The following is a 25884-nucleotide window of genomic DNA, read 5'->3' on the forward strand; positions in this document are numbered from 1 at the left end:
AGATTGATTAATGTGAGGAGCGGGACCGTTTTTCGGTCCTGTTCTTTTTTCGGACATGGGATTGGATATTGCCGAGAGCCGCGAGCAGACGCTCGCACAGACGTTCGTCGACAGGATTCGCGCGCCGGACTTCCCCTGCGTGGGTGCGAAATCGGCGCTGGCGCGGGACAATCTGCGTGTCGAGACCGCGCGCGACCTGACCAGCGGCTGGAACGATGTGGAACTGCACCGCAAGCTACTCGAATGGGCTTGGGCGGCGCCGGCCAATCGGGAGGAGCTGCGCAGTCTGGCGGTCGTGTTCGAGGGTCCGCTCGATCTCGACGAACAGGCCTTCGAACGGGCCATGTGGACCCGGCTCCAGAGCTTCGCCGACAAGGATGCCTGGCTGGGGCAGGATTATGATCGGCAGGTCAGCGCCGATCCGACCCATCCCGATTTTTCTCTCAGCTTCGGGGGCGAGGCGTTCTTCGTCGTCGGGCTTCATCCCCACGCGTCGCGGCCAGCGCGCCGGTTCCCCAATCCCACATTGGTCTTCAATCTGCACGACCAGTTCGAGCGCTTGCGGGAGGAAGGCCGCTACGAGCGCATGCGCGAAAGCATCCTGAAACGCGACGTGGCGCTGGCAGGCGACATCAACCCGATGCTGTCGCGCCACGGCGAAAGCAGCGAGGCGCGCCAGTATAGCGGGCGCAAGGTGGACGCCGAATGGCAGTGCCCCTTCCGGGATCCGCGCGCATGAGCGGGACGCAGACGATTCCGCCGCGCAGCGGCACCGCCTTCGTGGTCGAGAAGGGGCAGCGGCTGACCGTGATCGATCCGGAAGGGGGGCAGGTGTCCGACCTGCTCGCGTTTTCGCAGGCCGATCCGCGCGAGGTCATCTCCAATGGCCGCACCTTCGATTACGAAGAGACGATCAAGCTCACCACAGGCAACCGCTTGTGGTCCAACCGCTCCAATCCGATGCTTGAGATCGTGGAGGATAGCTGCGGCACGCACGATTTCCTGCTGACGCCATGCAGCGAGGCGACGTTCCGTCACTTCTACGCGGACAAACCGATTCATCGCGGCTGCTTCGGCAATTTGGCGGAGGCGCTGGCCCCTTACGGCATCGAACCGGACGCCATCCCGACCGCGTTCAACGCCTTCATGAACGTGCCGGTCGAACAGGACAGCGGTCGCCTGCAGGTCTTGCCGCCCCCGACCGAACCGGGCGACCGGATCGTGCTGGAAGCGCTGATGGATTGCGTGATCGGCCTGACTGCCTGCTCGGCCTACGATTCGTGCGGCGGAACTTTCAAGCCGATCGACTATTCCATAGCGTGAATTACCGGGTCCTCCGGTAAAGGTCGGGGGACGCAGCGGATGCATGGCGAGGGATACGCGCGGTTGCGCGTCGAACTGACCTATCTCTGGCGCTTCGGACGACAGCCCGACCTCGAACGGCCAACCCGCTTCACCGAGTGGGTCCAGTGGCGCAAGCTCAACGATCGCTCGCCGGACCAGCCGCAGCTTCTCGACAAGGTTGCCTCGAAGAAACTGGCGACGCATCTGCTCGGACGAGAGGCCGTGCTGCCGCTCCTATGGACGGGAGAGATCATGCCGATGGATCGCCCGTTCGGGGCGGCGGCAATGGTGAAGAGCAGGCACGGGTGCAAACAATACCAGCCGGTCAGGAACGATGCCGAGTGGCGAGCGGCGGCGCGCCGTTCGGAACGGTGGCGCCGGCGATCCTACGGCGGTTGGCTGGACGAATGGGCCTATCGCGACATCCCGGCCGGATTGATGGCGGAATGCCTGCTGGGCGACGGACGAACGCTGCCGGTCGATTACAAGATTTACGTGTTCGGGGGCCAGGCGACGCATATACAAGTCCATCTGGACAGGGCGAGCGACCACCGCTGGATCCTGCACGATCGCTATTTCCGCCAACTGGTCCCTAGCCGCGACAAGCCTCCGCCGCCGCGCAGCCTGAAGGCGATGCTGGAAGCGGCGGAGATCCTTTCGCAAGGCCGTGACTTCTTGCGCGTCGATTTCTTCGAAGGGTGCACCGGCCCTCTGTTCGGCGAGTTCGCGCTCTATCCCGGATCGGGTCTAGACCCATTCGGCGCGGACTGGGTGGATTTCGAGTTGGGCAGGCTTTGGCACGCGGCGCGGAAAGAGCGGTCACAGTCCGCAACACACGGAAACGCCCGGCAGCTTAGCCCGAATGTACGCGGCGACGCGGCTGCCGGCGTCGCATCTATCGGATAGCCTTGCAATCGTCGCACCGGCGCGCCCCCGCGCCGCGCTATAGCCCCGCCCGAACCAGCCAGTCGTGGAACAGGCGCACGGGCCGTTCCTCCAGTGCGGCGCGCTTGCACACGAACCAGTAGCTGTAGGGGCTTTCGACCTCGACATCGAAGAGGTCGGTCAGGCGCGGATCGGCGGCGCGCCGCCGATGGTCGTCGTGCATGATCGCGATGCCCAGGCCCTGCGCCGCGGCCTCCAGCATGATCGAACCGGAATCGAAATGGTCGATCGCCGCCGGTTCGAGTTCGCGCATGTCCAGCGCGTTCTTCCACGCGGTGAAGCTTTCGGGCAACTCGTTGTGGACGAGGAAGGTCTGTTTCGCGAGGGTATCCAAGTCCGGATCGGGGCCGATCGTGTCGGCCAGCGTGCGGCTGACGATGGCGTGGACCTTGTTCTCGTCCAGCCGGATCGCATGCAGCGAGGTGTCCGGCCCCCGGCTGAGAATGATCGCCGCGTCGAGCGTGTCGCCCACGCGCCCTTCCAGATGGGGGCCGGTGTCGATGTCGATATGCAGCAGCGGATGCAGCTTGCGCAGTTCCCCCAGCCGCGGAAACAGGCGCTGGGTTCCGAACAGCGGCAGCACGCCCAGATGCAGGCGCAGCACCGATACGCTGTCCGACTGGCTTTCGACCGCGCGGGCCAGCGCCTCGAAATGCGGGTGGATCGCCTCGTAGAACTGGTGCCCCTCGTCGGTCAGTTGCATCGTCTGGCGCGCACGGGTGAACAGCTTGCGCCCGATGAACTCCTCCAGGCTGGTGATCCGCCGGCTGAGCGCCGAGGGGCTCAGGCCCAGCTCGTCAGCCGCGGCCCGCGCGGAGCCCAGGCGCACGGTGCGCATGAACGCTTCGAGCGCGCGCAAAGGGGGGAGCCGACGAATGCCCATGCGATGCATCTTGCGTTGGGCGAGGCATCATGTCGAGCGTCGATTTGCTGCACGTGCGAAGAGTAGGGTTAATCCTCTTCCTGCGTCTCGACCGGGGGATGCAGTCTAAGGCGGGTCACGTGCGTTTCGTCGCCCGCGGTAACCTCGATCTGCCAGCCGCTGGGATGCGCCACGATCGTGCCGACGGGCGGAACCTGTTCGGCCAGCACGAAGGTCATGCCGCCCAGCGTGTCGACCGATTCCTCGATCTCGGCCAGGCGCGGATCGATCTGCTCGCCCACATCCTCCAGCTCAGCGCGGGCGTCGCAGTCCCACATTCCCTCGCCGATGGGAGTGATCCATTGTTCGGGCGCGTCGTCGTGCTCGTCCTCGATCTCGCCGACGATCTCCTCCACCAGATCCTCGATCGTGATGATCCCGTCGGTGCCGGAGAACTCGTCCACCACCACCGCCAGGTGGATGCGGCGGCTGCGCATGTCGGCCAGCACGTCCAGCGCGTTGCGGCTTTGCGGCACGAACAGCGGCTGGCGCATCAGCACGGTCCAGTCGGCGGGCGGCGGCTTGCCGTTGGTGAGGTAGGGGAAGACATCCTTGATGTGGATCATGCCGATCACGTCGTCCAGTTGCTCGCGATAGACCGGTAGGCGCGAATGGCCGTGTTCGGAGAAGATCGCGAGCAGATCGTCCCAGCTGGCGCGCGCGTCGATCGCCACGATCTCGCCCCGCGGGATCGCCACGTCGTCGGCGTCGTGCTCGCTGAAATGAAGGAGGTTGCGCAACATCTGGCGCTCCACCCGCGACAGGTCGCCGCCGGGCGGCGCGTCGTCGTCCGAATCGGGGTGGTCGCCCTCGTGCTCGTCGATCGCTTCTTCGAGCTGGGCGCGCAGCGAGCGGTCGCCCTCTGCGTCGAACAATTTGCGGATGGCGAGCCAAAGCCCGCCTCTACTGTCCGCGTCTCCGGCGGAGGAATCGGTCTCGGGCATGGCCCCTTAATGCACTCCCGTCAGTTGCGATCCCCATATGGGTCGGCAAGGCCCATCAGTGCAAGCGCCTTGATCTCCAGCGCCTCCATCGCCTCGGCCTGATCGTCGCTGTCGACATGATCGTGGCCGGCGAGATGCAGTAGGCCGTGCACGATCAGGTGCGTCGCATGATCCGCCAGCGAGATAGCCTTTTCCGCCGCCTCGCGCGCGCAGGTCTCGTGCGCCAGTGCGATATCGCCCAGTAGTTCGGGGGGGCCATCCGGCGGCAGCGAAAGCAGGTCGCCGCGCTCTATCATCGGAAAGGACAGCACGTTGGTCGGCTTGTCCCTGTCGCGCCATTCGCGGTTGAGCGTGTGAACCTCGGTATCGGAAGTGAACAATACGCTCGCCTCGAGCCGCGGATTTCCCAGCGCAGGCTCCACCTGCGCGGCGGCATCCCCAGCTCTGCCGGCCAGCTCCTCCCACGCTCCGTCCGGCCAGTTCCGGATGTCGGTTTCAATCTGCATCGCGGATGCCCCCAGCTTCGCGAATCTTCGTCATGTCGCGGCCCTATACCGGTTCGCTGCTTCCTGAAACTGCAAGCCGAGCCACGGGAAACGAGCCTCGCACCGGGCCTCGTTATCGTTCTGAAATGCAACCGATTTAAATGGATTTTTAACAGCTTGGCTCGACACTGCGGCTTGTACGTAACGGGGTCTTCATGGAAAAGCTGCTCGACCATACTGTCAACGAGGAAGCGCGCCTGAATGCGCTGCGCGATCTAAAGCTGCTCGACAGCCCGCCCAGTGACAATTTCGATCGCCTGACCCGGTTGGCCAGCCAACTCCTGAAGGCGCCCGTGTCGACCATTTCGCTGACCGATCGCGATCGCCAGTGGTTCAAGAGCAAGGTCGGCGTCGATCTGACCGAGATTCCGCGCGAGCAGGCGCCGTGCTCCTACGCGATCGAGGGCGACGGTGTTTTCGTCGTGCGCGATCTGAACGAGGACGAGCGTTTCATCGGCTCCCCGCTCGCCAAGGCCGGTATCCGTTTCTACGCCGGCGCGCCCCTGTTCACGCGGGACGGCCACGGCCTGGGCACGTTATGCGTGGTCGATGAAGAAGCCCGCGATCTGCGCGAGGGCGAGGGCGAGGTTCTGCAGGATCTGGCAGGCCTGGTGATGAGCCAGATCGATCTCCAGAACCGCGTCGGACAAGTCGACCCCGGAACCGGCCATCCCAACCAGCTGCGGCTGCGCGAAGAGGTGGAAAGCCTGGCCTCGCACGCGGCCGGCAAGCCCGCAGCGCTCCTTTCCATCGATGTGCTGTCGCCGACGCGTGCCGATTACACCGTGCGCGTCATGGGGAGCGAAAGTGTCAGCATGATCATGCAACAGGCACTTTCCGCCGTCACCAATGCCGCGGGTGAAGGCGCCCGGGTATTCCATACCGGCAGGACCCGCTGTGCGGTCCTGATCGAAGGAGATTTGCTCGAAAGTTACGCGCTGGCGGATCGCATCGTCGCCGCGCTGAAAGAGCCGCTCTCGTGCGAGGGGGTCCCGATCACCGCCGATCCTTCCATCGGCGTTTTCGATTTCACGATCGGAGAGGTTTCCGCCCGAGATGTCTTCCACCGCGCCTCCGGCGCCGCCGACGACGCGCGGGAAACCTCTTCCGGTCGAGCGCGGTACAATCCGGCCAGCGATCAACGCAATGGTCGGCGCTTTGCCCTGCTGAACGATTTCGGCACGGCGCTGCAAAGCCCCGATCAGCTGAGCCTGGTCTATCAACCCCGGATCGAGCTTGCTTCCGGTCGGCATACTGGGGTCGAGGCGCTACTGCGCTGGAACCATCCGCAACTGGGCGCGATTTCGCCCGGCGAGTTCGTTCCTCTGGTGGAACAGACCGCACTCGGTCGATCGATGACCGAATGGGTCGTCGGGCAGGCGATCGGACAGGCGCGATCATGGATGCTGGCTGGGAAGCCCCATGCGATGTCGATCAACGCGTCTGCCATGAATCTCGACGAAGAGGACTTTGCCGAGCGTTTGCTCGCCGCCGCTTGCGGGGCGGGCGTGAACCCGGCGGATCTGGAGCTGGAGTTTACCGAAAGCGCCATCGCGCGCGACGCGGACCGCGTCATCGATCAACTGCGCCACTTGCGCGACCACGGCGTTTCGATCGCGATCGACGATTTCGGAACCGGGTACAGCAACCTGTCCTATCTTCAGAAACTTCCAGTATCGGTGCTGAAGATCGATCAGGCCTTCGTCCGTGACATGGCCAATTCCACGCGGGATAGCTCGCTGGTCCGGACGATGATCACGATGGGACACGATCTGGGCTACCGCGTGGTGGCCGAAGGCATCGAGAACCGCGACGTCTTCGACATGCTGGGCGAATGGGGCTGTGACGAGGGGCAGGGCTACTTCATGTCGCGCCCGGTCAACGCCGACCTCGTGTTCGGGGCTCACGAGCCCCGGTTGGCCGCTATCGCCTGAACAGGTCGATCGGTCACCATCTCACCGAAAATGGAGTGCACTGCCGGCTTATTTACCCATTCCTAACGTAGAGCGTCCATGGTTTGCCAATGGATCGGGTCGGTTAGGGGGGCGCGTCCGTGGAGGCGCGAAGAACTTATGCCGCAAGCCGTATTGCCAATCTGCATGAATGCACTGATCGGGGCGATGTTCGCCTCGGTTTTCCTGGTGATCGCCCATACCAATCCGACGATCCGCCGGGCACGATGGTTCGCGCTCGCTTATGCCGCAGGCACGCTGGAGCCGATCTCCAACCTCGCCATCGTCTTGGGGGCACCCACGAACGCAATGCGTGTGATCGGCTATACGGCCTTTCTGCTCGCGCTAGTGGGGATGGCCCTGTCGCTCTCGCACTTTTACACACGCCGCCCGATGTGGCGAATCGCGGGTGGCATCGTGGCTGGGGGTACGATCTTCCGCCTGCTGACGCTGGAGACGCCAAGTAACGCCTGGTACCTGGTTACCTATCAGGCTTGGTACGCCCTGGGGGCCGCCTTTTGCGCGTGGACGATCCTGCGCCACGCGCCGCGCTCGCGGACGAAGAAGATGTTTTACACGATCTTCGTGGTCATCAGTTTGCACTTTCCGGTCAAGGCGATCTTTTCCATCCTTCTCGGCATCGGTCGCACGGAACGCGATTATACCGAGACGACCTACGCGGTCGTTTCACAGACCAGCAGCGGGGTTCTGCTGGTCGCGGCGGGACTGCTGCTGCTGGTCGGCCTGATGCAATCGGTCGTGCGAAGGTCCGATGCCGACGCGCGACGAGACCCGCTCACGGGTTTGCCCAACCGGCGTGCGATGGATGAATGGCTCGAACCGGGCCGGGCGTCCGCAAAGGCGGGCGGCTGGGTGGCGCTGATCGACATCGACCACTTCAAGGCGTTCAACGACCGGTTCGGACACGGGGCGGGCGACGACGTGCTGTGCAAGGTTGCGGAGTGTTTCGGCTCCAACCTTGCCACAGACGCGCGCCTGGCCCGGATCGGCGGCGAGGAATTCGTCCTCGTCCTGCCTGATAGCGACCGTGGCTCGGCGTTCGAGATTTGCGAGAGCCTGAGACAGGCGATCGCCTGCATGGAAGCCGAGAACGGGATGGGCGTCACCGTGAGTATCGGCCTGACCGCACGACTGCGCGATGAAACCATGGCGAGCACCCTGCGCCGCGCCGACAGCGCTCTCTATCGAGCGAAGGAGACGGGGCGCAACCGCTGCGAAATTTCCGCAGGCCGGGAAGAATGGACGAGCGCGCCGGTGGTTCGCAAACGCCCCGAACTGGTAAGCGTCGCCTGACCCCGCCTGACGCGATAGCCGCAGACCCCGGACCAGCGCGGCCATGCGCTGGCCGCAATCAGTCCTTGCCCTCGTAAGCCTCCACGATCCGGCCCACGATGGGGTGGCGCACAACGTCCGCGGCGGTGAAGCGGATGGTACCGAAGCCCTCCACGCCTTCCAGCTTCTCCACCGCATCGGCGAGCCCGCTCATCCGGTCGCCGCCCGGGATGTCGACCTGGCGCGGGTCGCCTGCGACCACCATACGGCTGTTCTGCCCGAAGCGGGTGAGGAACATCTTCATCTGTTCACGCGTGGTGTTCTGCGCCTCGTCCAGGATCACGAACGCGTCCGCCAGCGTGCGCCCGCGCATGAACGCGATGGGCGCGATCTCTATCACCCCGCTGGCGATATGGCGTTCGACCTGCTCGGGTGGCATGCAATCGTACAGCGCGTCGTAGAGCGGGCGCAGGAAGGGATCGACTTTCTCCTTCATGTCGCCGGGCAGGAAGCCGATCTTCTCGCCCGCCTCCACTGCGGGGCGCGACAGGATCAGACGCTGCACGCTGCCGGTGATCAACTGGCTGACCGCCTGCGCCACCGCGAGATAGGTCTTGCCCGTGCCCGCCGGCCCCAGCGCGAAAACGATGTCGTCCCGGGCGAGGCTGCGCATATAGGTGCTTTGGCGGGCGCTGCGCGGAACGATGGTCTTGCGCCGGGTGCGGATCATGATCGGCGGGCCGCCTTCCGCGTCATCCGCGTCGATGATGCCGTCGAAAGTCGGCTCGTCCGCCATGGCGATCAGCGATTCGATCGCGCCCTGATCGAGCTCGCGGCCCAGCGCCAGCTCGTCGTACATCTTCTGGATGACCGTGCGCGCGCGTGCGACATTGTCTTCCGGCCCCTCTATCTGGACGGTCTGCCCGCGCGCCGAAATAAACACCCCCATGCGGTTTTCCACCTGGACGAGGTTCGCGTCGAACTGGCCGAACAGCGGGATCAGCAAGCTCTGGTTTTCAAAGCTCATCTCGGCCCGCGCGCGGCGATGTTCGCGCTGGGGAGCGGGGGGAGGGGAAATGGCCGGAATGCCGGCGCTGGTAGGTCTGCGGCCCATCTGGTCCTTTCGTATAGCGCTCAGTAATGTAAGTGCGTCCAGGATCGTGGCAAGCGCTGCCCTACGTTAGTGCACCGATGAATACATATTGTGACGGGGAGAACTCAATGCGTTTGCTGATTGGTATAAGCGCGCTGGCGGTAGCGGGTGTATCGTCCTTGCCTGCCCAAGCGCAGGACAATGATGTGACGGATTTGACCGTAGACGGGCCGACTATTGTCGTAACCGGCGAACGCGAACGCCGGGCACAGCAAATTCAAAATTTTGCCAAGGACCTTACCCGGCGACCGCGGATCGACAAGCCGCTCGCACGGTTCGCAGGGGAGGTTTGCCCGGTCGTGATCGGGATGACCCCGCCATATGCCCAGTTCATCGTCGACCGGGTCAAAACCCGCTCGCGCGAGGCAGGGCTGCGCACAGGCGATTCCGGCTGTCAGCCGAATATGTTGATCGCCTTCGTGCCTGATCCCGATGCGGCAGTGCGACAGTTGAAGGAGGAGGATCACTGGGCCTTCAACTCGCTGCTGTCCTACCAGATTGATCGTGTATTTAACGAACCCGGCCCGGCCCGTAGCTGGCAGTATGTGGAAACGCTCGACGAGCGCGGCGCGCCTATGGCCTATGATCGTAGTCTCGGCACGAATGGCGCATCGACGAACCGTGTCACCGGCACTCGGCTGAGGCTCAAGAACCAGATGGCATCCCGCGGGTCCATTCTCGTCGTCGGCGGCGATGCGCTGAACGGCAGGTCGCTTGGCCAGATCGGTGACTATGCCGCGATGCGCCTGTTGACGGATATCACACCGCCCGCCCCAGATGAGACGCCCCAATTCGAAACTATCATGTCGCTGTTCAACGGGAGTTTCGCGCCCAAGGAGCTATCGCTGTTTGACCGGACGTATCTTCGCGTTCTCTACAACTATCCCGCCACGTGGAACGCGCCCCAGATATATCAGCAGGTCGGTCTCAATATGGTCACTGCCGAAGCAAGCAGAGAAGCAGCAGAACAGGAAGCGGCGGCGGGTGCGCCGCAAAAGGAACAGGAAGAGGAGGATGGGGAACTGCTGCCATTGCGCGATTCAGCCCTCGCCTGGGTGGCGGAAAATTACGGCGACGGGGTCGGAACCACTTACGGGGAAAGCGATCTCGACGGCGATGGTACGATGGAGGCGCTGGTCTATCTCGACGGACCAACGGTCTGCGGCAGCGGCGGCTGCAATCTGGTGGTGTTGCGCCGCGCCTCGAGCGGTTTCCAGGTGCTCGGCCGCACGACGGTGACCCGCCTGCCGCTGGGTGTGCTGGAGTCCAGTACCGGTACCATGCGCGATCTGTGGGTCACGGTCGGGGGCGGGGGCCTGCCTACCGGCTATCGCAAGCTGACGTGGCAAGGCACCGCCTACCCCTCCAACCCGACGGTCGCCCCGGCGGAGACGATCGATCAGATGGGGGAGACTATCATCGCGGCGGACAAGCCTGCGGGTTAACCCAGCTCGATCGAACGCTGCGGGTCGGACGCCGCAAGGGGAAAGCGAAAGGCCGCACCCTTTCGGATGCGGCCTCCCGGTTCATCACTTTAGCGACCGCGTGTCATGCCAAAGCGAGGCGAGCGAACCCGCGATTGCGTCGGCGCAGAGCGCCCCCCGCGAAGCCGAAGCCGAGGATCATCAGCGCCCATGTGGCGGGTTCGGGAACCCCGCCCGCCGCGGCAAGGCCCGCGGTGAGGGAGAAGTTATCGACGCCCAGCCCATGGTCGCTGCCCGACGAGTTCTGGTCCACCCAGCGGAAGCCGAAGCTGCTGCCGCTGCCGATATTGAGGCCGCTCGCCGATCCGTTCAGCGAGACGCGGTTGGCGGCCAGATTGCCGTTGAGCGCGGTGTTGCCAGCAAGCACCAGCGGGTTGAAGATCAGCGACGAGATGGTGGTCCAGGTCCCGTTGTCGACCTGAGTCGCATCGAGCGAATACTGGAAGGTCAGGCCATCGTCGTTCGAATTGCCGGCACGCCATTGTTCTCCGTCGTAGGAGAAGGTGAGGTCGGAAATCGTCGCGTCGAGGCCGTTGGTGAAGATGCCGCCGAAATAGGTCGGGGCGACGCTGCCGCTGCCGAGGCTGCCCAGCGCACGATCGGACGAACCGTTGGCGCCGAAGCTGTAGACATCGCCCGCATTGGACGTGCCCGAGCCGGCTTCGTACCGACCATTTGCAGAGCTGCCGGTCCCTTTCTCGACGATCTGGAAGCCTGAAGGCAGGTTGCTGTTGTTGTCGCCCGACCGTGCCAGCGAATCGAAGTTCTGCGTGTAGGTCGTGTTGGTCAGGGTGTAGCTGGGGGCGGCGGTGCGCCCTTCGGCCAGCGCCGTGCCGGGAACGGAAGCGAGGATCGCGATTGCGGCTATCGAAGTGATGCGTTTCATCTTGGTATCCTTCTTTGGTGGTTCGGTCAGGCGGGATTGAAGGCGAGGGAGCGGCTACCGCGCTTGCGCAGGGCACCGCCGACGGCGGCGAAACCCAGGATCATCAGCGCCCAGGTCGCGGGTTCGGGAACGGCGCCCGCCGCGTTGACTTCGCCGGTGTAGCGGAACACGGCGTCGCAATTGTTCGAGGCGCCCGCGCAGTTGGAGTAGGTCGTGCCGGTGCTCAGCAGCTTGCCGCCGGCATATACGTCCCCGCTCTTCAGGCCGGGAGGCGAGTAGCTGTAGCCCGGCCCCACCTGCAGGCCCGCGCGCGAAGAGGTCGCGGTCAGCACGGCCGTGTAGATCGAGTTCATCGTGACGGGCAGGTCGGGCAGCGCGATGTCCACCCAGGCGAGATCGCCCCGCTGGGCGATGGTGGACGGCAGCGTGAAAACCTGCGTGAACAGGGCGGAGCCGGTCAGCGTTTCGCCTGCCAGCAGACGGAAGGTCAGCGGCGTGTTGGGTGAGCTCGCATTCAGCGTGCCGAAGCGGAAGCCGAAGGAACTCAGCGTGTCGGTGGTCGCCGTGAAGCTTTGCCCGATCGGGTCGTAGGCGGAAACGGTAACCATGCGGTCAGCGGTAGCGGGTGCGACCTCCACCGTTTCCGCTGCCTGCGCGGCGAAGGGAGCGGCGATTGCGATGGCGGCGGCGGTGGCCAGGCGTAGGGCTTTGAGCATTGCGAATCCTTTGTCGATGGGGACAAGGATTTGTTAAGGATATCGCGTGGCACCGCCGCGTCGGTTTTATGGCTTTCCCGCGACAGTCGATGACTGTTCCGCGGCTTGGCGAGCTACGCGGCGATGGCTGCGCGCGGCGCGCCCCGCATCGAATTCGGTCCGGCCTCGGCCAGTTCGACCTCGACCAGGTCGCCGATCGCGCAATCGCCTTCGAACCATACCGACTGCAGCCAGGGCGACTTGCCAAGCCATTGGCCGGGGCGCTTGCCGCGCCGCTCGATCAGAACCTCGCACGTGCGCCCGACCGAGTTCCGGTTGAAGGCGAACTGATCCCGGTTGATCGCGGCCTGCAGGCGCTGCAGGCGCTCGTCCATGATGTCCGGCGCGACCTGCCCGTCCATCGTCGCGGCAGGCGTGCCGGGGCGCGGCGAATATTTGAAGCTGAAGGCCTGCGCATATCCCACGGCATCGACCAGGGCCAATGTCTGTTCGAATTCGCTTTCGGTCTCGCCCGGAAAACCGACGATGAAATCGCCCGACAGCGCGAGGTCGGGGCGGGCGGCACGAAAGCGATCGAGCAGTTTCAGGTAGCTTTCGACCGTGTGGCTGCGGTTCATCGCCTTCAGCACCCGGTCGCTGCCCGCCTGTACCGGCAGATGGAGGAACGGCATCAGCTTGTCGACCTCGCCATGGGCGGCGATGATGTCCTCGTCCATGTCGGCGGGGTGGCTGGTGGTGTAGCGGATCCGCGCCAGCCCATCGATCCGTGCCAGCGCACGGACGAGGCCCGCCAGACCCTGGCGATGACCCTTGTCATCCTCCCCCGACCAGGCGGAAACATTCTGTCCCAGCAGCGTGATCTCGCGCGCCCCGGCTTCGACCAGTTTGCGCGCTTCGGTCAGCAAGTCCGCGAACGGGCGCGATATTTCCGCGCCTCTGGTGTAGGGAACCACGCAATAGGTGCAGAACTTGTCGCACCCCTCCTGAATGGTGAGAAAGGTCGCGGGCGGGCTCTTGCGCCGGTCCGGCAGGCTCGCGAATTTGGCGATCGCGGGCATGTCGGTATCGGTCCCGCGCTCGCCCGCCACCGCCCGGTCGAGCATGTCGGGCAGACGGTGATAGGCTTGCGGGCCGACGACCATCGATACCGCGGGCGCGCGGGCCATGATCTCTTCCCCTTCCGCCTGAGCCACGCATCCGGCCACCGCGATCAGCGGCTTCCTCCCGCGTGCTTCGCCTGCCTTCACCAGGCGGCCGATATCGGAATAGACCTTCTCCGCCGCCTTCTCGCGAATGTGGCACGTGTTCAGCACGACGAGATCGGCGTCTTCGCCCTCCGGCGCAGGGGTAATACCGCGCGTGGCCAGTAGTTCGGCCATGCGCTCCCCGTCATAGACGTTCATCTGGCAGCCGAAGCTCTTGACCCGGTAGGTCTTTGGATTGTCGGTCGGTTTCATGACCGGCGGCGGTTAGACCAAATGGCCCGGCGGCGAAAGGGGCGCGGGGTCTAGAGCGCGTCCGCTACCGCCCGCTCGGCAGCGGCAGCGATCGTCTTGCGGTTCGCCAGATCGGACGCCGACAGGGGCGGGAGGAAGCGGATCGTAAGGTGGACGGGGCGCAGGCGCGCCAGGATGCGGCGGAAATTGTCCAGCCCTGGCTCGTCGCCGACCCAGGAAACACGCGGCGCATCGGCATAGACCAGCGCCACCGGCTGCACCGCCAGATCGGCGGGCACCGGCTCGATCGCGGCGAGAAGCGAGGATTTGAAGGGCAGGATCCGGGTGCCGTCGCAGGTCGTGCCTTCCGGGAAGAGCGTGAAGGGCGGGCGCTGCGCCAGTGCATCGCGCAGGTCGTTCGCCTGGTCGGCCACCGTCTCGCGCCGGTCGCGCGCGATGAACAGCGTCTCATTCATGTCGCACAGCCATTTCAGGAATGGGAAGGCGGCGAGCCCATCATGCGCGACGAAGGCGGTCCCCGATGCGTTCGCCAGCGCCAGGATATCGAGCCAGCTGACATGGTTCGCCAACAGCAGCGCGCCGCGTTCGGGTCGCCCCTCGACCCGCAGGTTCAGACCGGCCACCGCACCGATACCGGCCAGGAACAGGCGCGGCCAGAAACGACCGCCGATCATCGCATGGGTGACAAGATGAAGAGGCACGCACACCGCCAGCAACACCGCCATCGCGGCGAGCCGGATGGCGAGCAGCGCCCAGCCCAGCGGCCGGATTCGCGGCGCAGGGACGGCCTGCGCCCCGGCCATCAACCGGTCTTGTCGCCGCTATCGCGAGCGAGGCTTACGCCATATAGCTCCAGCCGGTGATCGACCAGGCGATAGCCGAGCCGTTCGGCGATCTGTTTCTGCAGCGCTTCCACCTCGGGATCGACGAATTCGACGACCTTGCCAGTCTCGACATCGATCAGGTGATCGTGATGCGCCTCGGGCGCGGGTTCGTACCGCGCGCGGCCATCGCCGAAATCGTGGCGGTCGAGCACGCCCGCCTCTTCGAACAGGCGCACGGTACGATAGACCGTGGCGATGGAGATGTTGGGATCGATCTCGCTCGCCCGGCGGTGCAGCAATTCCACATCCGGGTGATCGCTGCTTTGCGAAAGAACGCGCGCGATCACGCGGCGCTGCTCCGTTATCCGCAGACCCTTTTCCTGGCACAACTGTTCGAGATCGATGGTATGCGGCAAACAAAGCTTCCCTGAAAAACGAACGCCCCGCACCCTTACCGGGCCGGGGCGTCGTTCTCAAGCCATCACTGTCTGCGATCCGCGCTAGGGCGGCGGCAAAGCGATCAGCTCTCGGTCTTCTTCTTGCGACCGCGCTTCTGACCCGGGGTGCGGCCCAGGCCGATCTTCTTGGCCAGTTCCCGGCGCTTCTCGGCGTAGTTGGGCGCGACCATCGGATAGTCGCTGGGCAGGTTCCAGCGCGCGCGGTATTCTTCCGGGCTCATATCGTAATTGGTGCGAAGATACCGCTTCAGCATCTTGAGCTTCTTGCCGTCTTCCAGACAGATAAGGTAGTCCGGCTTGACCGAAGCGCGGACGGACACCGCGGGTTCGGGCGGTTCTTCCTGACCGTCGTCTTCGCCACCCAGCCCGGACAGTGCACCATAAACATTGGTAATCAGCGAGGGCACGTCTTCTACCGCGACATTATTGTTGCTGACATGCGCCGCAACGATGTCGGAGGTGAGAGTGATCAACGTTTCGTTAAGATCGTGATCTAATTGGTCCATCGAAATTTGACTTTCTTCTATTTTTTTCGGGTGGGGGAAGTTGAGGGTTCTCACCTAGTCACCCCTCCTCCCCTATTCAACGGTTTTGCGACTATTAAGGACAGAAAATCGATCAAATCGATGGAGAGGCGATCGCCAGGCGCAAAGTAACCGCGTCCAGCACCTGGCCATTCCCGGTTCGATAATAGCCTTTCCGCCGTCCGATCGGCTCGAAACCCGCCGCACGATAGAAATCGGCAGCGGGATTGTTCTCGCGCATCTCGAGGAAAAGCGATTCCGCTTCGCGGGCACGCGCCGCCGCGATTACTTGGTGCAGCACCTGGCGGCCCAGTCCGCGCCGCTGCCGGTCGGGGGTGACGGCCAGTAGCAGCACTTCCTCCTCCCCCGGGGCGGACCGGACCAGGGCGAAAGCATCCGCGCGCCTGTTCCCGTCACCATCTTCGTCCGGCAGCAAATAGTAATGTGTATGGGCGAAGCGCAGCGAGTCTTCGACCTGGCGGCGCGTCCACGCTTCGCCCCAGTGCGGATCGAACGCGCGCTCCATGACTGTCATGATGCGATCGATATCGTCCTGCGGCGGAAAGGTCATGGCCGGGGGGCGGCCGGCCGCGCATCGGGCGCGCGACCGTAAATCGGCGCCACCCGATCGGTCAGGAGCATGGTGGGGAGCGCGGGGAAAGCCGAGGCGTCCGGCAATAGGGACAAGGCCGATCCCTGCCCCCGGGCGGCAACCAGCGGCTCCGCCTGCGATCCGGCGACCAGCGGTGGGCGCAGCTCGCGCGCGGCGGCTTCGGGAGGAAGCGAGAGAAGATCGGTAGCGGGTAAGCCCCCGGTGTCGAATTCCTGCACGAACCACTCTCCGTGCCCGCCCGTCATCGCCACGCCGACCGGCTGATTGCCATGCTCCCGCCGCACCATTGCAGCGACGAGGGCGAGGGTGGGGAAGCCGACCACATGCGCCCCCCAGGCAACACCGAGGGCACGGCCCGTGGCGACGCCGATCCGTACGCCGGTGAAGCTGCCCGGTCCCAGCGAGATCGCGATCCGCGCCGCCTTCCCACGTTCGGGCAGCGCGGCGATCATCGGCACGAGCTGTTCGGCGTGCCCGCGGCCAAGCACGCGATGGTCATGCGCGACCACCCGCTCGCCTTCGACCAGGGCGATCGAACACGCCTCGGTCGCGCACTCGATCACGAGGGTCCGGGGGCTCTCCATCGGCGGGTGCGGAGGTTCAGGCGATGGTGTTGAAGCGCTCGAAATCGGGGCGCGGACTGCGATCGAAGATAGTCGACTTGTCGCCATAGCCGATGGAGCAGATCCAGTCGGCGCGATATTGCGGCTCGTCGGCGAAGAAATCCTCCGTCACCGCGTCCAGGTCGACGCCCGACATGGGCCCGCAATCGAGGCCCAGCGCGCGGGCCGCCAGCATCAGATAGGCCCCCTGCAACGCGGAATTGCGCTTCGCGTGCGCGATGCGGCCCTCGACGTCGCCTTCGAACCAACTTTTGGCGTCGGTGTGAGGGAACAGCCACGGCAATTGCTCATGGAAATCGATGTCGTAACCGATGATTACGCACCACGGCGCGGTCTTGACCTTGTCCTTGTTGCCTTCAGAGGCGTGGGCGGCGAGCCGGTCCTTCGCCTCGGCCGAGTGGCACCAGAGGAACCGGCCGGGCTGCTGGTTCGCAGAAGTCGGCCCCATCTTCAGAAGGTCGTAGATCCGCCTGGTCTGGTCTTCGCTCACTTCCTTGTCGAGCCAGCCATTATAGCTGCGCGCTTCGGTGAAGAGCTGCGCGAGCGCGGCGTCGGACAAGACGGTATCGTGGAATTGTTCGGTCATCTATGGCTCCTGCGAGCGAAGGGATCAGGGTCAGGCGGCGCGCACTTCGGTGACTTCGGGCACGTAGTGCTTCAGCAGCCCTTCGATCCCGTGCTTGAGCGTGGCGGTGGAACTGGGACAGCCGGCGCACGCGCCCTGCATACCGAGATAGACCACACCGTCGCGGAAGCCGCGATAGGAAATGTCGCCGCCATCACCCGCGACCGCGGGGCGCACGCGCGTATCGAGCAATTCGTTGATCTGCGCGACGATATCGGCATCGTCGGGGTCTTCCTCGACCACCATTGCATCCTCTGCCGGGACGGAGATGCCCGCGGCGCTGCCAGCGGCGAACAGCGGCGCCTGGCTGACGAAATGGTCGAGCAGGATCGCGACCACTTGCGGTTTCAGGTCGGTCCATTCGACGCCGGGGGCCTTCGAAACCGAAATGAAGTCACCGCCGAACAGCACATTGGTCACCTCGCCGGTGTCGAACAATGCCTGGGCGAGCGGGCTCGCCTCCGCATCCTCCGAATTGGCGAATTCGCGGGTGCCCGACGGCATCACCTCGCGCTGGGGGAGGAATTTCAGCGTGGCCGGGTTGGGCGTGGTTTCGGTCTCTATGAACATGGGCCACGATGTAGGATCGCGGGTGGGGCGGGGCAAGCCATTCACTGTGCCTTCACCCCTGCACGGCCTATAGGGCGCGCATGAATCGTTTTTCGCGCGCCGCCCGGCCGTTCGCCACCCTTGTCTCCTTCGCGTTGCTGACCGCCCCTGCCGCGGCGCAGGATGTTGCGTCGCAACCCCAGGATTTGGCGCCGCAACCCATTGCGTTGCCCGAGCCGACATCGATCCAGGGCCCCGACGAGACGCCGTGGCTGTACGAAGGCAGCAACATCCCGGTCGATCGCGAGTGGGTGTTCGGCAAGCTCGACAACGGCCTGCGCTATGCCGTGCGGCATAACGGCGTGCCGCCGGGCCAGGTCTCCATCCGCATCCGGATCGACGCCGGCTCGCTTTACGAAAAGGATAGCGAGCAAGGCTTCGCGCACCTGATCGAGCACATGACCTTCCGCCAGAGCACCTATCTCGGCTTCGGCGAGGCGATCCCGACCTGGCAGCGGCTGGGTGCGAGCTTCGGCACCGACACCAATGCGCAGACCAGCCCCACGCAGACGCTGTTCAGTCTCGACCTGCCCGACATTACGCCGACCAAGCTCGACGACAGCATGCGCTATCTTTCGGGCATGATCCGCGACCCCGTCTTCAACGAGAAGACTCTGGCCGCCGATCTCCCAATCGTGCTCGCCGAAATGCGCGAAGGCGGCGGCCCGGGGATGCGCGTCGCCCTCGAATCCCGCAAGACGCTGTTCGCCGGGCAACGGCTGGCCGAACGGCTTCCGATCGGGACCTTGGACAAGCTGGAGGCGGCGACTCCCAAGGCCGTGAAGGCTTTTCACGATCGCTGGTACAGGCCGGAAAACGTCGTGATTTCGATCGCCGGCGATGTCGATCCGAAGGTCCTGGCGGCCATGATCGAGAAATATTACGGCGACTGGAAGGTGAAGGCGAAGGCAACTCCCGCGCCCGATTTCGGCGATCCGGTCGCACCCAAGGGCGTCGATGCCGACAACCCGGTGGGTCAGGTCGCGGTCGAGGTCGAGCCCGATCTGCCGCGCAGCTTCACCTATGCCGTCCTGCGTCCGTGGCGCAAGGTGAACGATACGATCGAATACAATGAAGGGCTGATGATGGATCAGCTCGCCCAGGCACTCATCAACCGGCGGCTGGAGGCGAAGGCGCGGGCGGGCGGCAGCTTCCTCTATGCCCAGGTTCAGCAGCAGGACGTCAGCCGCAGCGTCGACGGAACCTTCGTGTCCTTCGCCCCGCTGACCGAGGACTGGCAAGCCGCGCTGACGGATGTGCGCGGCGTGATCGCCGATGCCCTCGCGACGCCGCCGACGCAGGAGGAAATCGATCGCGAGGTGTCCGAACTGGAGGTCGCGTTCAAGGCCGGGGTGGCCGAGCGCGACGTGCAGGCCGGGGGCGCGCTGGCCAACAATATCGCCAGCGCGGTCGATATCCGCGAGACCACCGCATCGCCCGAGACCGTGCTGTCCGTGTTCCAGGGCATGCAGGCCAAGATCACGCCCGAGGCGATCCTGGAGCACACTCGCGCCCTGTTCGAAGGGGACGTCGTGCGCGCCGTTTATACGACGCCTGCCGCCGGAGAGGCGAGCGATGCCGCCCTGCGCACCGCTTTGCTGGCTCCGGTCGATGCGGCGAGCGATGTGCGCCTCGCCGCGCGCACCATCTCCTTCGCCGACCTGCCGCCGGTCGGAACGCCGGGTACGGTTGTTTCCACCACGCCGCTGGGTGTTCTGGGCATCGACCGGGTCGAGCTTTCCAACGGGGTCACCGCGTTGCTGTGGTCCAACGATGCGGAGCCGGGCCGGGTTGCGGTGAACGTGCGCTTCGGTTCGGGTTATCGCGCCTTCGACGCGAAGGACGCGCCCTATATCGCCCTGGGCGAGAGCGCGCTGATCGGGTCGGGCCTCGGCGATCTTGGTCAGGAGGACCTCGATCGTCTCTCCACCGGGCGCAAGCTCGGCTTCGATTTCGGGATCGACGATGCCAATTTCACCTTCGACGCGCAGACGCGGAAGGAGGACCTGGCCGACCAGCTCTATCTGTTCGCGGCGAAGCTGGGCATGCCGCGCTGGGATGATAACCCGGTGCTGCGCTCGCAGGCGGCGGCACGGCTGGCCTACGATACCTTCGCGACCAGCCCGGCGGGCCTGATCCAGCGCGATCTGGACTATCTACTGAGTGGCAAGGACGCGCGTTACGAAACGCCGACGCCCGAAATGATCGCGCAGACCACGCCCGAGGGCTTCCGCAAGGTGTGGGAGCCGCTGTTGAAGCAGGGCCCGATCGAGATCTCGATCTTCGGCGATTTCGACCAGGCGAAGGCGATCGAGGCGCTGGAGAACACCTTCGGCGCGCTGCCGCCGCGCGAGCCGATTCCCGCCGATGCGGCGGCGCGAGTGCCGGGCTTCCCCGATCCCCAGCCGGTGACGGTCGAGTATCATCGCGGCGATGCCAACCAGGCGGCGGCGCTTATCGCGTGGCAGACCGGCGGCGGGATCGAGAACCTGCGGGAATCGCGCCAGCTCGAAATCCTGACGCAGCTGTTCAACAATCGCCTGCTGGAAGAGATGCGCGAGCGGGCGGGGGCGAGCTATGCCCCGGTGGTGCGCAGCGACTGGCCGGTCGATGTCCCCTCCGGTGGCAATATCGCGGCCTTCGCGCAGTTGCGGCCGCAGGACGTTCCGGTGTTCTTCGCCGCCGCGCAATCGATCGCGGAGGACGTCGCCAAGAACCCGCCCTCCGCCGACGAGCTGGAGCGGGTGACCGAACCGCTTCGCCAGCAGGTCATGCGCGCATCCACCGGCAACACCTTCTGGATGTGGCAGCTGGCAGGGGCGAGCACGGACCCGCGCCGCGTCGCACTTACCCGCAGCCTGCTGGTCGATTATTCGCAGACCACGCCGGAGCGGATGCAGGCGTTGGCGCAGAAATATCTGGGCGACCGGGCGGGTTATCGCGCAGCCTTCATCCCGGAAGGGCAGACGCTGGCGACCGCGCTGCCGACCGGCACGAAGGCGGCGGAGGCACTCTCGAGCCGCTAGAGGCGGGCGCTACTTGGGGCGGCTAAACCCAAATTAGCCTTGCCCCGCGCGCCTGTTTCCCGGCAAGGCGTGCGCTGCCCGCAGAAGGAGGCGAGCGAGAAATGGCACGCGAGTGGAAACCCGAAGGCTGGAGAGCGCACGAGGCGCGCCACCTGCCCCGTTACGAAGACCCCGCGGCACTGACCCGCGCCGAGGAGACGCTCGCGGCCTATCCGCCCCTGGTCTTCGCGGGCGAGGCGCGGGCGCTGAAGGCCGATCTTGCCGATGTCGCGCGCGGGGAGGCGTTCCTGCTGCAGGGCGGCGACTGCGCCGAAAGCTTCGCCGAATTCCACCCGAACAATATCCGCGACACCTTCCGCGTGATCCTGCAGATGGCGGTCGTGCTGACCTTTGCCGGCAAGCTGCCGGTGGTGAAGGTCGGGCGCATGGCGGGCCAGTTCGCGAAGCCGCGCAGTTCGGACACCGAAACGCAGGGCGATGTGACTTTGCCGAGCTATTTCGGCGACAACGTCAACGGAATAGATTTCGACCCCGCACAGCGCCGCAACGATCCCGAACGGATGGTGCGCGCCTATTCGCAGGCCGCGGCGACGCTCAACCTGCTGCGCGCCTTCGCCGGCGGCGGCTACGCGAACCTGCGCCAGGTGCACCAGTGGACGCTGGATTTCATGGGCCGCAGCCCGTGGGCCGATCGCTTCGCGGAGACCGCCGACCGGATCACCGAAGCGCTCGATTTCATGGAAGCGTGCGGGGTCGATCCCGCCACCGTGCCGCAATTGCAGGGCACCAGCTTCTACACCAGCCACGAGGCGCTGCTGCTCCCTTACGAGCAGGCGATGACACGGCGGGATTCGCTGACCGGCGACTGGTACGATTGCTCCGCGCATCTGCTGTGGATCGGCGACCGCACCCGGTTCGAAGGCAGCGCGCATATCGAATTCGCGCGCGGCATTGGCAATCCGCTGGGCATGAAATGCGGGCCGAGCCTGGAGCCGGACGCGCTGCTCAAGCTGCTCGACACGCTCAACCCGGGCCGCGAGGCGGGACGCATCACGCTCATCAGCCGTTTCGGCCACGACAAGGTGGAGGCGGCGCTGCCCCGGCTGGTCCGCGCGGTGCAGCGGGAAGGGCACCCGGTGGTGTGGAGCTGCGACCCGATGCACGGCAACGTGGTCAAGTCGGAAAGCGGCTACAAGACGCGGCCCTTCGACCGCATCATGGCCGAGGTGCGCGGCTTCTTCGCCGTCCACCGGGCGGAAGGCACCCATGCGGGCGGCATCCATCTGGAAATGACCGGGCAGGACGTGACCGAATGCGTCGGCGGCGCGGTGGCGATCACCGACGATGCGCTGGGCGACCGCTACCACACCCATTGCGACCCGCGCCTCAACGCCGCGCAGTCGATCGAACTGGCGTTTGCGATCGCGGACATGCTGCGGCTCGCGGCGTCCGAGCAGCAGGCTGACGCGGCTTAGAGGGGGTCGGGCCACGGTAGGGCTCGCCCTGTTAGTTTAGAAGGCCGTCATCCCGGTAATGGCTAGGATGACGGTGCCCGTGCATGTTGCCTATGGCCCATGGCAGGACGTCTTTGGCTGGTGGACGTAGTTTCCTACCCCCTGCGAAAATGCGAGAGGTGCCGGATGCTTCGTGCCCCGCACACCCCGCGCATGCCCGTCAGAAACCACACTCTTCCCAACCCCGATTTCCGGCCCCAGGACACTGTTCCATGTGTTCCATCCTGTAGGACTTCGCCTTGAAAAGGCGCGCGCTTTCTGGAACGAAGGGGCAACTCCCGCGCTTAAGCGGGAAGGGCGGTCGTCTGTCACCGGGTGACGGATCGCCGCGACAGGGATCAGACCGCATGGCCGAACCGAAGCTCCGCACCCGTCCGCAAGACGCCTCGCTCGCCGCGCGCTTCCACGCCGCGCGCGGGCTGACGGAGGCACTGGCCGCACCGCTTTCGGAAAGCGATGCGACGATCCAGTCGATGGAGGATGCGAGCCCCGCCAAATGGCATCTCGCACACGTCACCTGGTTCTGGGAGACCTTCCTGCTGCGCGATCATCTCGACGGCTACGAACTGCACGACGAGAAATGGCCGTTCCTGTTCAACTCCTACTACGAAACGGAAGGCGAGCGCATCGCGCGCGACAGCCGGGGCATGCTGTCGCGTCCGACCGTGGGCGAGATACTCGCATGGCGGCATCACGTGACCGAAGCGATGGGCCCGCTGCTGGATCGCGAAGACCTCGCCCCGCTGATCGAACTGGGCATCGCGCACGAGCAGCAGCATCAGGAACTGCTCCAGACCGATATCAAGCACGCGCTGTTCCAGAACCCGCTCGGTCCCGCGGTGTGGGACGGCAGCCCCGCCAAGGCGGAGGCGCGCGATCGCGGCTGGCTGGAACATCCCGGCGGGATCGCGCTGATCGGGCATGGCGGAAACGGCTTTGCCTTCGACTGCGAGGGGCCGCGGCACCGGGTGTTGCTGGAACCGTTCGCGCTGGCCGACACGCTCGTCACCAATGCCGAGTGGGAAGCGTTTATCGCCGATGGCGGCTACCGGGACCATTCGCTGTGGCTGTCCGACGGCTGGTGCTGGGTTCAGGATAATGGCGTTGCCGCGCCGCTCTATTGGCGCGACGACCAGCACTTCACGCTTCAGGGCTGGCAGGCGCGCGATCCGCACGCGCCGGTCACGCATATCTCCTATTACGAGGCCGACGCCTTCGCGCTGTGGGCGGGCGGACGCCTGCCGACCGAATTCGAGTGGGAGGCGATCGCGCGCGGGCAACATGCCGAGCAAGCGCCGAGCCATGATCCGGCGAGCGGCAATCAGCTCGACGAAGCGGGCCCGGTTCACCCCACGGGTGGCGCCACGGGTTCGTCGGACCTGTTCGGCGATTGCTGGCAATTCACCCGCAGCGCCTATCTGCCCTATCCGCGCTTCCAGCCGGCCGAGGGTGCGGTGGGCGAATACAATGGCAAGTTCATGAGCGGCCAGTTCGTGCTGAAGGGCGCGAGCTGCGCCACGCCGCGCGGCCATTCGCGCCCATCCTATCGCAATTTCTTCTACCCGCATCAGCGCTGGCAATTCACCGGCCTGCGGCTCGCCAAGGACATCTGATGACGCAAAACCGGGGGCTGGAACTGGTCGATCGCGACGAGCAGGGGGTGGACCGCGCCTTTCGCGAGGACGTGCTGGAGGGTTTGAGCGAGATGCAGAAGGCGACGCCCGCGCGCTGGCTTTACGACGATGCAGGCTCCGAACTGTTCGAGGACATCACGCAGGTGGAGGAGTATTATCCGACGCGCTGCGAGACCGAGATACTGCGCGCTCGCGGCCCGGAGTTTGCTGACGCGGTCGGGCCAGGGCGCGCGGTGGTGGAATTCGGTAGCGGGTCGTCGGTCAAGACGCCTTTGCTGCTCGAGGCGATCGACCCGGCGGCCTACGTGCCGCTCGACATCGCCGGCGACTTCCTGCGCGCCGCGGCAGAGGATCTGGGCCGCAAGTTCCCCGACCTTCCGATCTATCCGGTGGAGGCCGACTTCATGCGCCGGGTCGAGCTGCCCGCCGAAGTGGCCGACATGCCCAAGCTGGGCTTCTTCCCCGGCTCGACCATCGGCAACATGGTCCCACGCACGGCCGTCGACCTACTGCGCACGATGCGCGCGACGCTGGGCGAGGGATCGATGCTGCTGATCGGGATGGACCTGATCAAGAAACGCAGCGTCCTGGAAGCGGCGTATGATGATGCAGCGGGCGTTACTGCCAGCTTCAATCTCAACATGGCGCGGCGGATCAATCGCGAACTAAGTGGGACCATCCCGGTCGAGAAGTTGCACCACGAGGCGCGGTGGAACGACGATTTCGCCCGGGTTGAAATGCATCTGGTGGCCAACGACGACATTGCGTTCGAGGTCGCGGGGCGCAGCTTCACGATGGCGAAGGGCGAGACGATCCATACCGAAAACAGCCACAAGTTCAGCCGTCGCAGCTCCAACGCCCTGCTGCTGGCGGGCGGCTGGACGCCGGTCGGTCGCTGGCTCGACGGCAAGGACCGCTTCAGCGTCGTGCTGGCCCAGGCGACCGTGCCGCGCAACGCACCCTGAGGGGCGGGCGCCGCGCGGCTTGCACCGTTCATGGAATTGCTAGCCGATAGCGCCTATATCGAACGCGTGGACCCCAAGACCCTCTTCGACGCGCTGCTGAGCTACGTCGCCGACATTCCGCAGAGCGAGCTGCTGATGGCGGCGCTGGCGGCCATGGTGCTGGGCTGGATCGGAGCGATGATGGCGCGGCGACGCATACCGCTGGGCCGCCTGGTCGGCACGGCCTCGACAGTCGTGCTGGTCGGTGTGCTGGCGCTGGTGGTGGTGCAGGTCGCGCGGATGGACCCGCGCTTCGACGTCGCGATGTCGGACCTCGGCCTGCCGGAACAGCGCGTGGAGGGGAAGGAAACGCGCGTTCCGCTGGCACCCGACGGGCATTACTGGCTCAAGGCGCGCGTGAATGGCGAGCAGGCCAATTTCCTGGTCGATACCGGCGCGACTCTGACGGCGATTTCCGCGCGCACGGCGGAGCGGGCAGGCATCGAACCGCGCCGCGACCGGATGCCGGTGATGATGACTACCGCCAACGGCACCGTCCGCGTGGGCACCACGACGATCGACGAACTGCGCTTCGGCAATGTGGCGGCGCGCGGGCTCGACGCGGTGATCGCGCCCAATCTGGGCGATACCAACGTGATCGGCATGAATTTGCTCAGCCGCCTGGCAGGTTGGCGGGTGGAGAACGGGGAGCTGATCCTGGTCCCCAATCATCCGCAACCCGAAGTGGACACGACCGAATAGGGCCCGGTCCGCATCGGCGATCCGCATTAAGACAACCGTGCGGCGCTATTGACAATCATTCGCAAGGGGCCCAGCGCGCGCACTCCA

Annotated in this window: 25 protein-coding genes; 11 read left to right on the forward strand and 14 right to left on the reverse strand. The window is 65.3% G+C overall.

Going from position 1 to position 25884, the window contains the following annotated elements; all coding sequences use genetic code 11:
• Positions 1–55 precede the first annotated feature (55 nt).
• The 3 genes from gntA to MKP08_RS08535 are packed head-to-tail and all read left to right on the forward strand — an operon-like array spanning position 56 to position 2250.
• Positions 56–739 (forward strand): guanitoxin biosynthesis heme-dependent pre-guanitoxin N-hydroxylase GntA, encoded by a 684-nt coding sequence (gene gntA, locus MKP08_RS08525; protein ID WP_241553461.1) that lies wholly within the window; start codon positions 56–58, stop codon positions 737–739.
• On the forward strand, positions 736–1323 hold the full coding sequence (locus tag MKP08_RS08530; protein WP_241553462.1) for a DUF1989 domain-containing protein: 588 nt from the start codon (positions 736–738) through the stop codon (positions 1321–1323). The genes gntA and MKP08_RS08530 overlap by 4 nt, the downstream gene beginning before the upstream one ends.
• Before the next feature lie 39 nt (positions 1324–1362).
• Complete coding sequence (locus MKP08_RS08535; protein WP_241553463.1) at positions 1363–2250, forward strand: ATP-grasp fold amidoligase family protein; 888 nt, start codon at positions 1363–1365, stop codon at positions 2248–2250.
• A 37-nt stretch (positions 2251–2287) separates the two neighbouring features.
• Here the strand turns inward: MKP08_RS08535 and MKP08_RS08540 are convergent, their stop codons facing one another.
• From MKP08_RS08540 to ybeY, 3 genes are all read right to left on the reverse strand, one after another.
• Positions 2288–3172, reverse strand: coding sequence for a LysR substrate-binding domain-containing protein (locus tag MKP08_RS08540; RefSeq protein WP_241553464.1), 885 nt, complete (start codon positions 3170–3172; stop codon positions 2288–2290).
• A gap of 68 nt (positions 3173–3240) precedes the next feature.
• Positions 3241–4155: a hemolysin family protein gene (locus MKP08_RS08545; RefSeq protein ID WP_241553465.1), complete on the reverse strand. Its 915-nt coding sequence runs from the start codon at positions 4153–4155 to the stop codon at positions 3241–3243.
• Positions 4156–4175: 20 nt separating this feature from the next.
• The gene (ybeY, locus tag MKP08_RS08550) at positions 4176–4661 is read right to left on the reverse strand and encodes an rRNA maturation RNase YbeY (RefSeq protein ID WP_241553466.1); all 486 of its coding nucleotides are present in this window, start codon (positions 4659–4661) and stop codon (positions 4176–4178) included.
• A 194-nt stretch (positions 4662–4855) separates the two neighbouring features.
• Between ybeY and MKP08_RS08555 the strand changes: the two genes are divergently transcribed.
• Positions 4856–6634 (forward strand): sensor domain-containing phosphodiesterase, encoded by a 1779-nt coding sequence (locus tag MKP08_RS08555; RefSeq protein ID WP_241553467.1) that lies wholly within the window; start codon positions 4856–4858, stop codon positions 6632–6634.
• Positions 6635–6799: 165 nt separating this feature from the next.
• On the forward strand, positions 6800–7966 hold the full coding sequence (locus tag MKP08_RS08560) for a diguanylate cyclase (RefSeq protein ID WP_241553468.1): 1167 nt from the start codon (positions 6800–6802) through the stop codon (positions 7964–7966).
• A 58-nt stretch (positions 7967–8024) separates the two neighbouring features.
• Here MKP08_RS08560 and MKP08_RS08565 read toward each other — a convergent pair whose 3' ends face one another.
• Positions 8025–9059 (reverse strand): PhoH family protein, encoded by a 1035-nt coding sequence (locus MKP08_RS08565; protein WP_215228575.1) that lies wholly within the window; start codon positions 9057–9059, stop codon positions 8025–8027.
• Between the two features lie 107 nt (positions 9060–9166).
• Between MKP08_RS08565 and MKP08_RS08570 the strand changes: the two genes are divergently transcribed.
• The gene (locus MKP08_RS08570; RefSeq protein ID WP_241553469.1) at positions 9167–10543 is read left to right on the forward strand and encodes a hypothetical protein; all 1377 of its coding nucleotides are present in this window, start codon (positions 9167–9169) and stop codon (positions 10541–10543) included.
• 103 nt (positions 10544–10646) lie between these two features.
• Here MKP08_RS08570 and MKP08_RS08575 read toward each other — a convergent pair whose 3' ends face one another.
• The 10 genes from MKP08_RS08575 to MKP08_RS08620 form a co-directional block, all read right to left on the reverse strand.
• Positions 10647–11468 carry a PEPxxWA-CTERM sorting domain-containing protein gene (locus MKP08_RS08575; RefSeq protein ID WP_241553470.1) on the reverse strand — a complete coding sequence of 274 codons (822 nt, stop codon included), beginning with the start codon at positions 11466–11468 and terminating at the stop codon, positions 10647–10649.
• Positions 11469–11494: 26 nt separating this feature from the next.
• Positions 11495–12184 (reverse strand): PEPxxWA-CTERM sorting domain-containing protein, encoded by a 690-nt coding sequence (locus tag MKP08_RS08580; RefSeq protein ID WP_241553471.1) that lies wholly within the window; start codon positions 12182–12184, stop codon positions 11495–11497.
• Positions 12185–12297: 113 nt separating this feature from the next.
• The gene (gene miaB, locus MKP08_RS08585) at positions 12298–13641 is read right to left on the reverse strand and encodes a tRNA (N6-isopentenyl adenosine(37)-C2)-methylthiotransferase MiaB (RefSeq protein ID WP_241553472.1); all 1344 of its coding nucleotides are present in this window, start codon (positions 13639–13641) and stop codon (positions 12298–12300) included.
• Positions 13642–13691: 50 nt separating this feature from the next.
• The gene (locus MKP08_RS08590; protein WP_241553473.1) at positions 13692–14444 is read right to left on the reverse strand and encodes a lysophospholipid acyltransferase family protein; all 753 of its coding nucleotides are present in this window, start codon (positions 14442–14444) and stop codon (positions 13692–13694) included.
• The gene (locus MKP08_RS08595; protein ID WP_215228569.1) at positions 14444–14881 is read right to left on the reverse strand and encodes a Fur family transcriptional regulator; all 438 of its coding nucleotides are present in this window, start codon (positions 14879–14881) and stop codon (positions 14444–14446) included. The genes MKP08_RS08590 and MKP08_RS08595 overlap by 1 nt, the downstream gene beginning before the upstream one ends.
• Positions 14882–14985: 104 nt before the next feature.
• On the reverse strand, positions 14986–15429 hold the full coding sequence (locus MKP08_RS08600) for a MucR family transcriptional regulator (RefSeq protein WP_215228568.1): 444 nt from the start codon (positions 15427–15429) through the stop codon (positions 14986–14988).
• Between the two features lie 112 nt (positions 15430–15541).
• On the reverse strand, positions 15542–16018 hold the full coding sequence (locus tag MKP08_RS08605) for a GNAT family N-acetyltransferase (RefSeq protein ID WP_241553474.1): 477 nt from the start codon (positions 16016–16018) through the stop codon (positions 15542–15544).
• Entirely contained in the window at positions 16015–16644 is a 630-nt protein-coding gene (gene tsaB / locus MKP08_RS08610; protein WP_241553475.1) for a tRNA (adenosine(37)-N6)-threonylcarbamoyltransferase complex dimerization subunit type 1 TsaB, read from the reverse strand. The genes MKP08_RS08605 and tsaB overlap by 4 nt, the downstream gene beginning before the upstream one ends.
• 16 nt (positions 16645–16660) lie before the next feature.
• Positions 16661–17269 (reverse strand): malonic semialdehyde reductase, encoded by a 609-nt coding sequence (locus MKP08_RS08615; RefSeq protein ID WP_241553476.1) that lies wholly within the window; start codon positions 17267–17269, stop codon positions 16661–16663.
• Positions 17270–17299: 30 nt separating this feature from the next.
• Entirely contained in the window at positions 17300–17878 is a 579-nt protein-coding gene (locus tag MKP08_RS08620) for a NifU family protein (RefSeq protein WP_241553477.1), read from the reverse strand.
• An 80-nt stretch (positions 17879–17958) separates the two neighbouring features.
• Between MKP08_RS08620 and MKP08_RS08625 the strand changes: the two genes are divergently transcribed.
• The 5 genes from MKP08_RS08625 (at position 17959) to MKP08_RS08645 (ending at position 25797) form a co-directional block, all read left to right on the forward strand.
• Complete coding sequence (locus MKP08_RS08625; RefSeq protein WP_241553478.1) at positions 17959–20943, forward strand: pitrilysin family protein; 2985 nt, start codon at positions 17959–17961, stop codon at positions 20941–20943.
• A 101-nt stretch (positions 20944–21044) separates the two neighbouring features.
• Positions 21045–22418, forward strand: coding sequence for a class II 3-deoxy-7-phosphoheptulonate synthase (locus MKP08_RS08630; RefSeq protein WP_241553479.1), 1374 nt, complete (start codon positions 21045–21047; stop codon positions 22416–22418).
• Positions 22419–22804: 386 nt separating this feature from the next.
• Positions 22805–24070 (forward strand): ergothioneine biosynthesis protein EgtB, encoded by a 1266-nt coding sequence (gene egtB / locus MKP08_RS08635; RefSeq protein WP_241553480.1) that lies wholly within the window; start codon positions 22805–22807, stop codon positions 24068–24070.
• Complete coding sequence (egtD, locus tag MKP08_RS08640) at positions 24070–25056, forward strand: L-histidine N(alpha)-methyltransferase (protein WP_241553481.1); 987 nt, start codon at positions 24070–24072, stop codon at positions 25054–25056. Before egtB ends, egtD begins: the two co-directional genes overlap by 1 nt.
• Before the next feature lie 30 nt (positions 25057–25086).
• Positions 25087–25797: a TIGR02281 family clan AA aspartic protease gene (locus tag MKP08_RS08645; protein WP_241553482.1), complete on the forward strand. Its 711-nt coding sequence runs from the start codon at positions 25087–25089 to the stop codon at positions 25795–25797.
• Positions 25798–25884 lie beyond the last annotated feature (87 nt).

The organism is Erythrobacter sp. LQ02-29, from assembly GCF_022576075.2.
Lineage (GTDB): Bacteria > Pseudomonadota > Alphaproteobacteria > Sphingomonadales > Sphingomonadaceae > Alteriqipengyuania.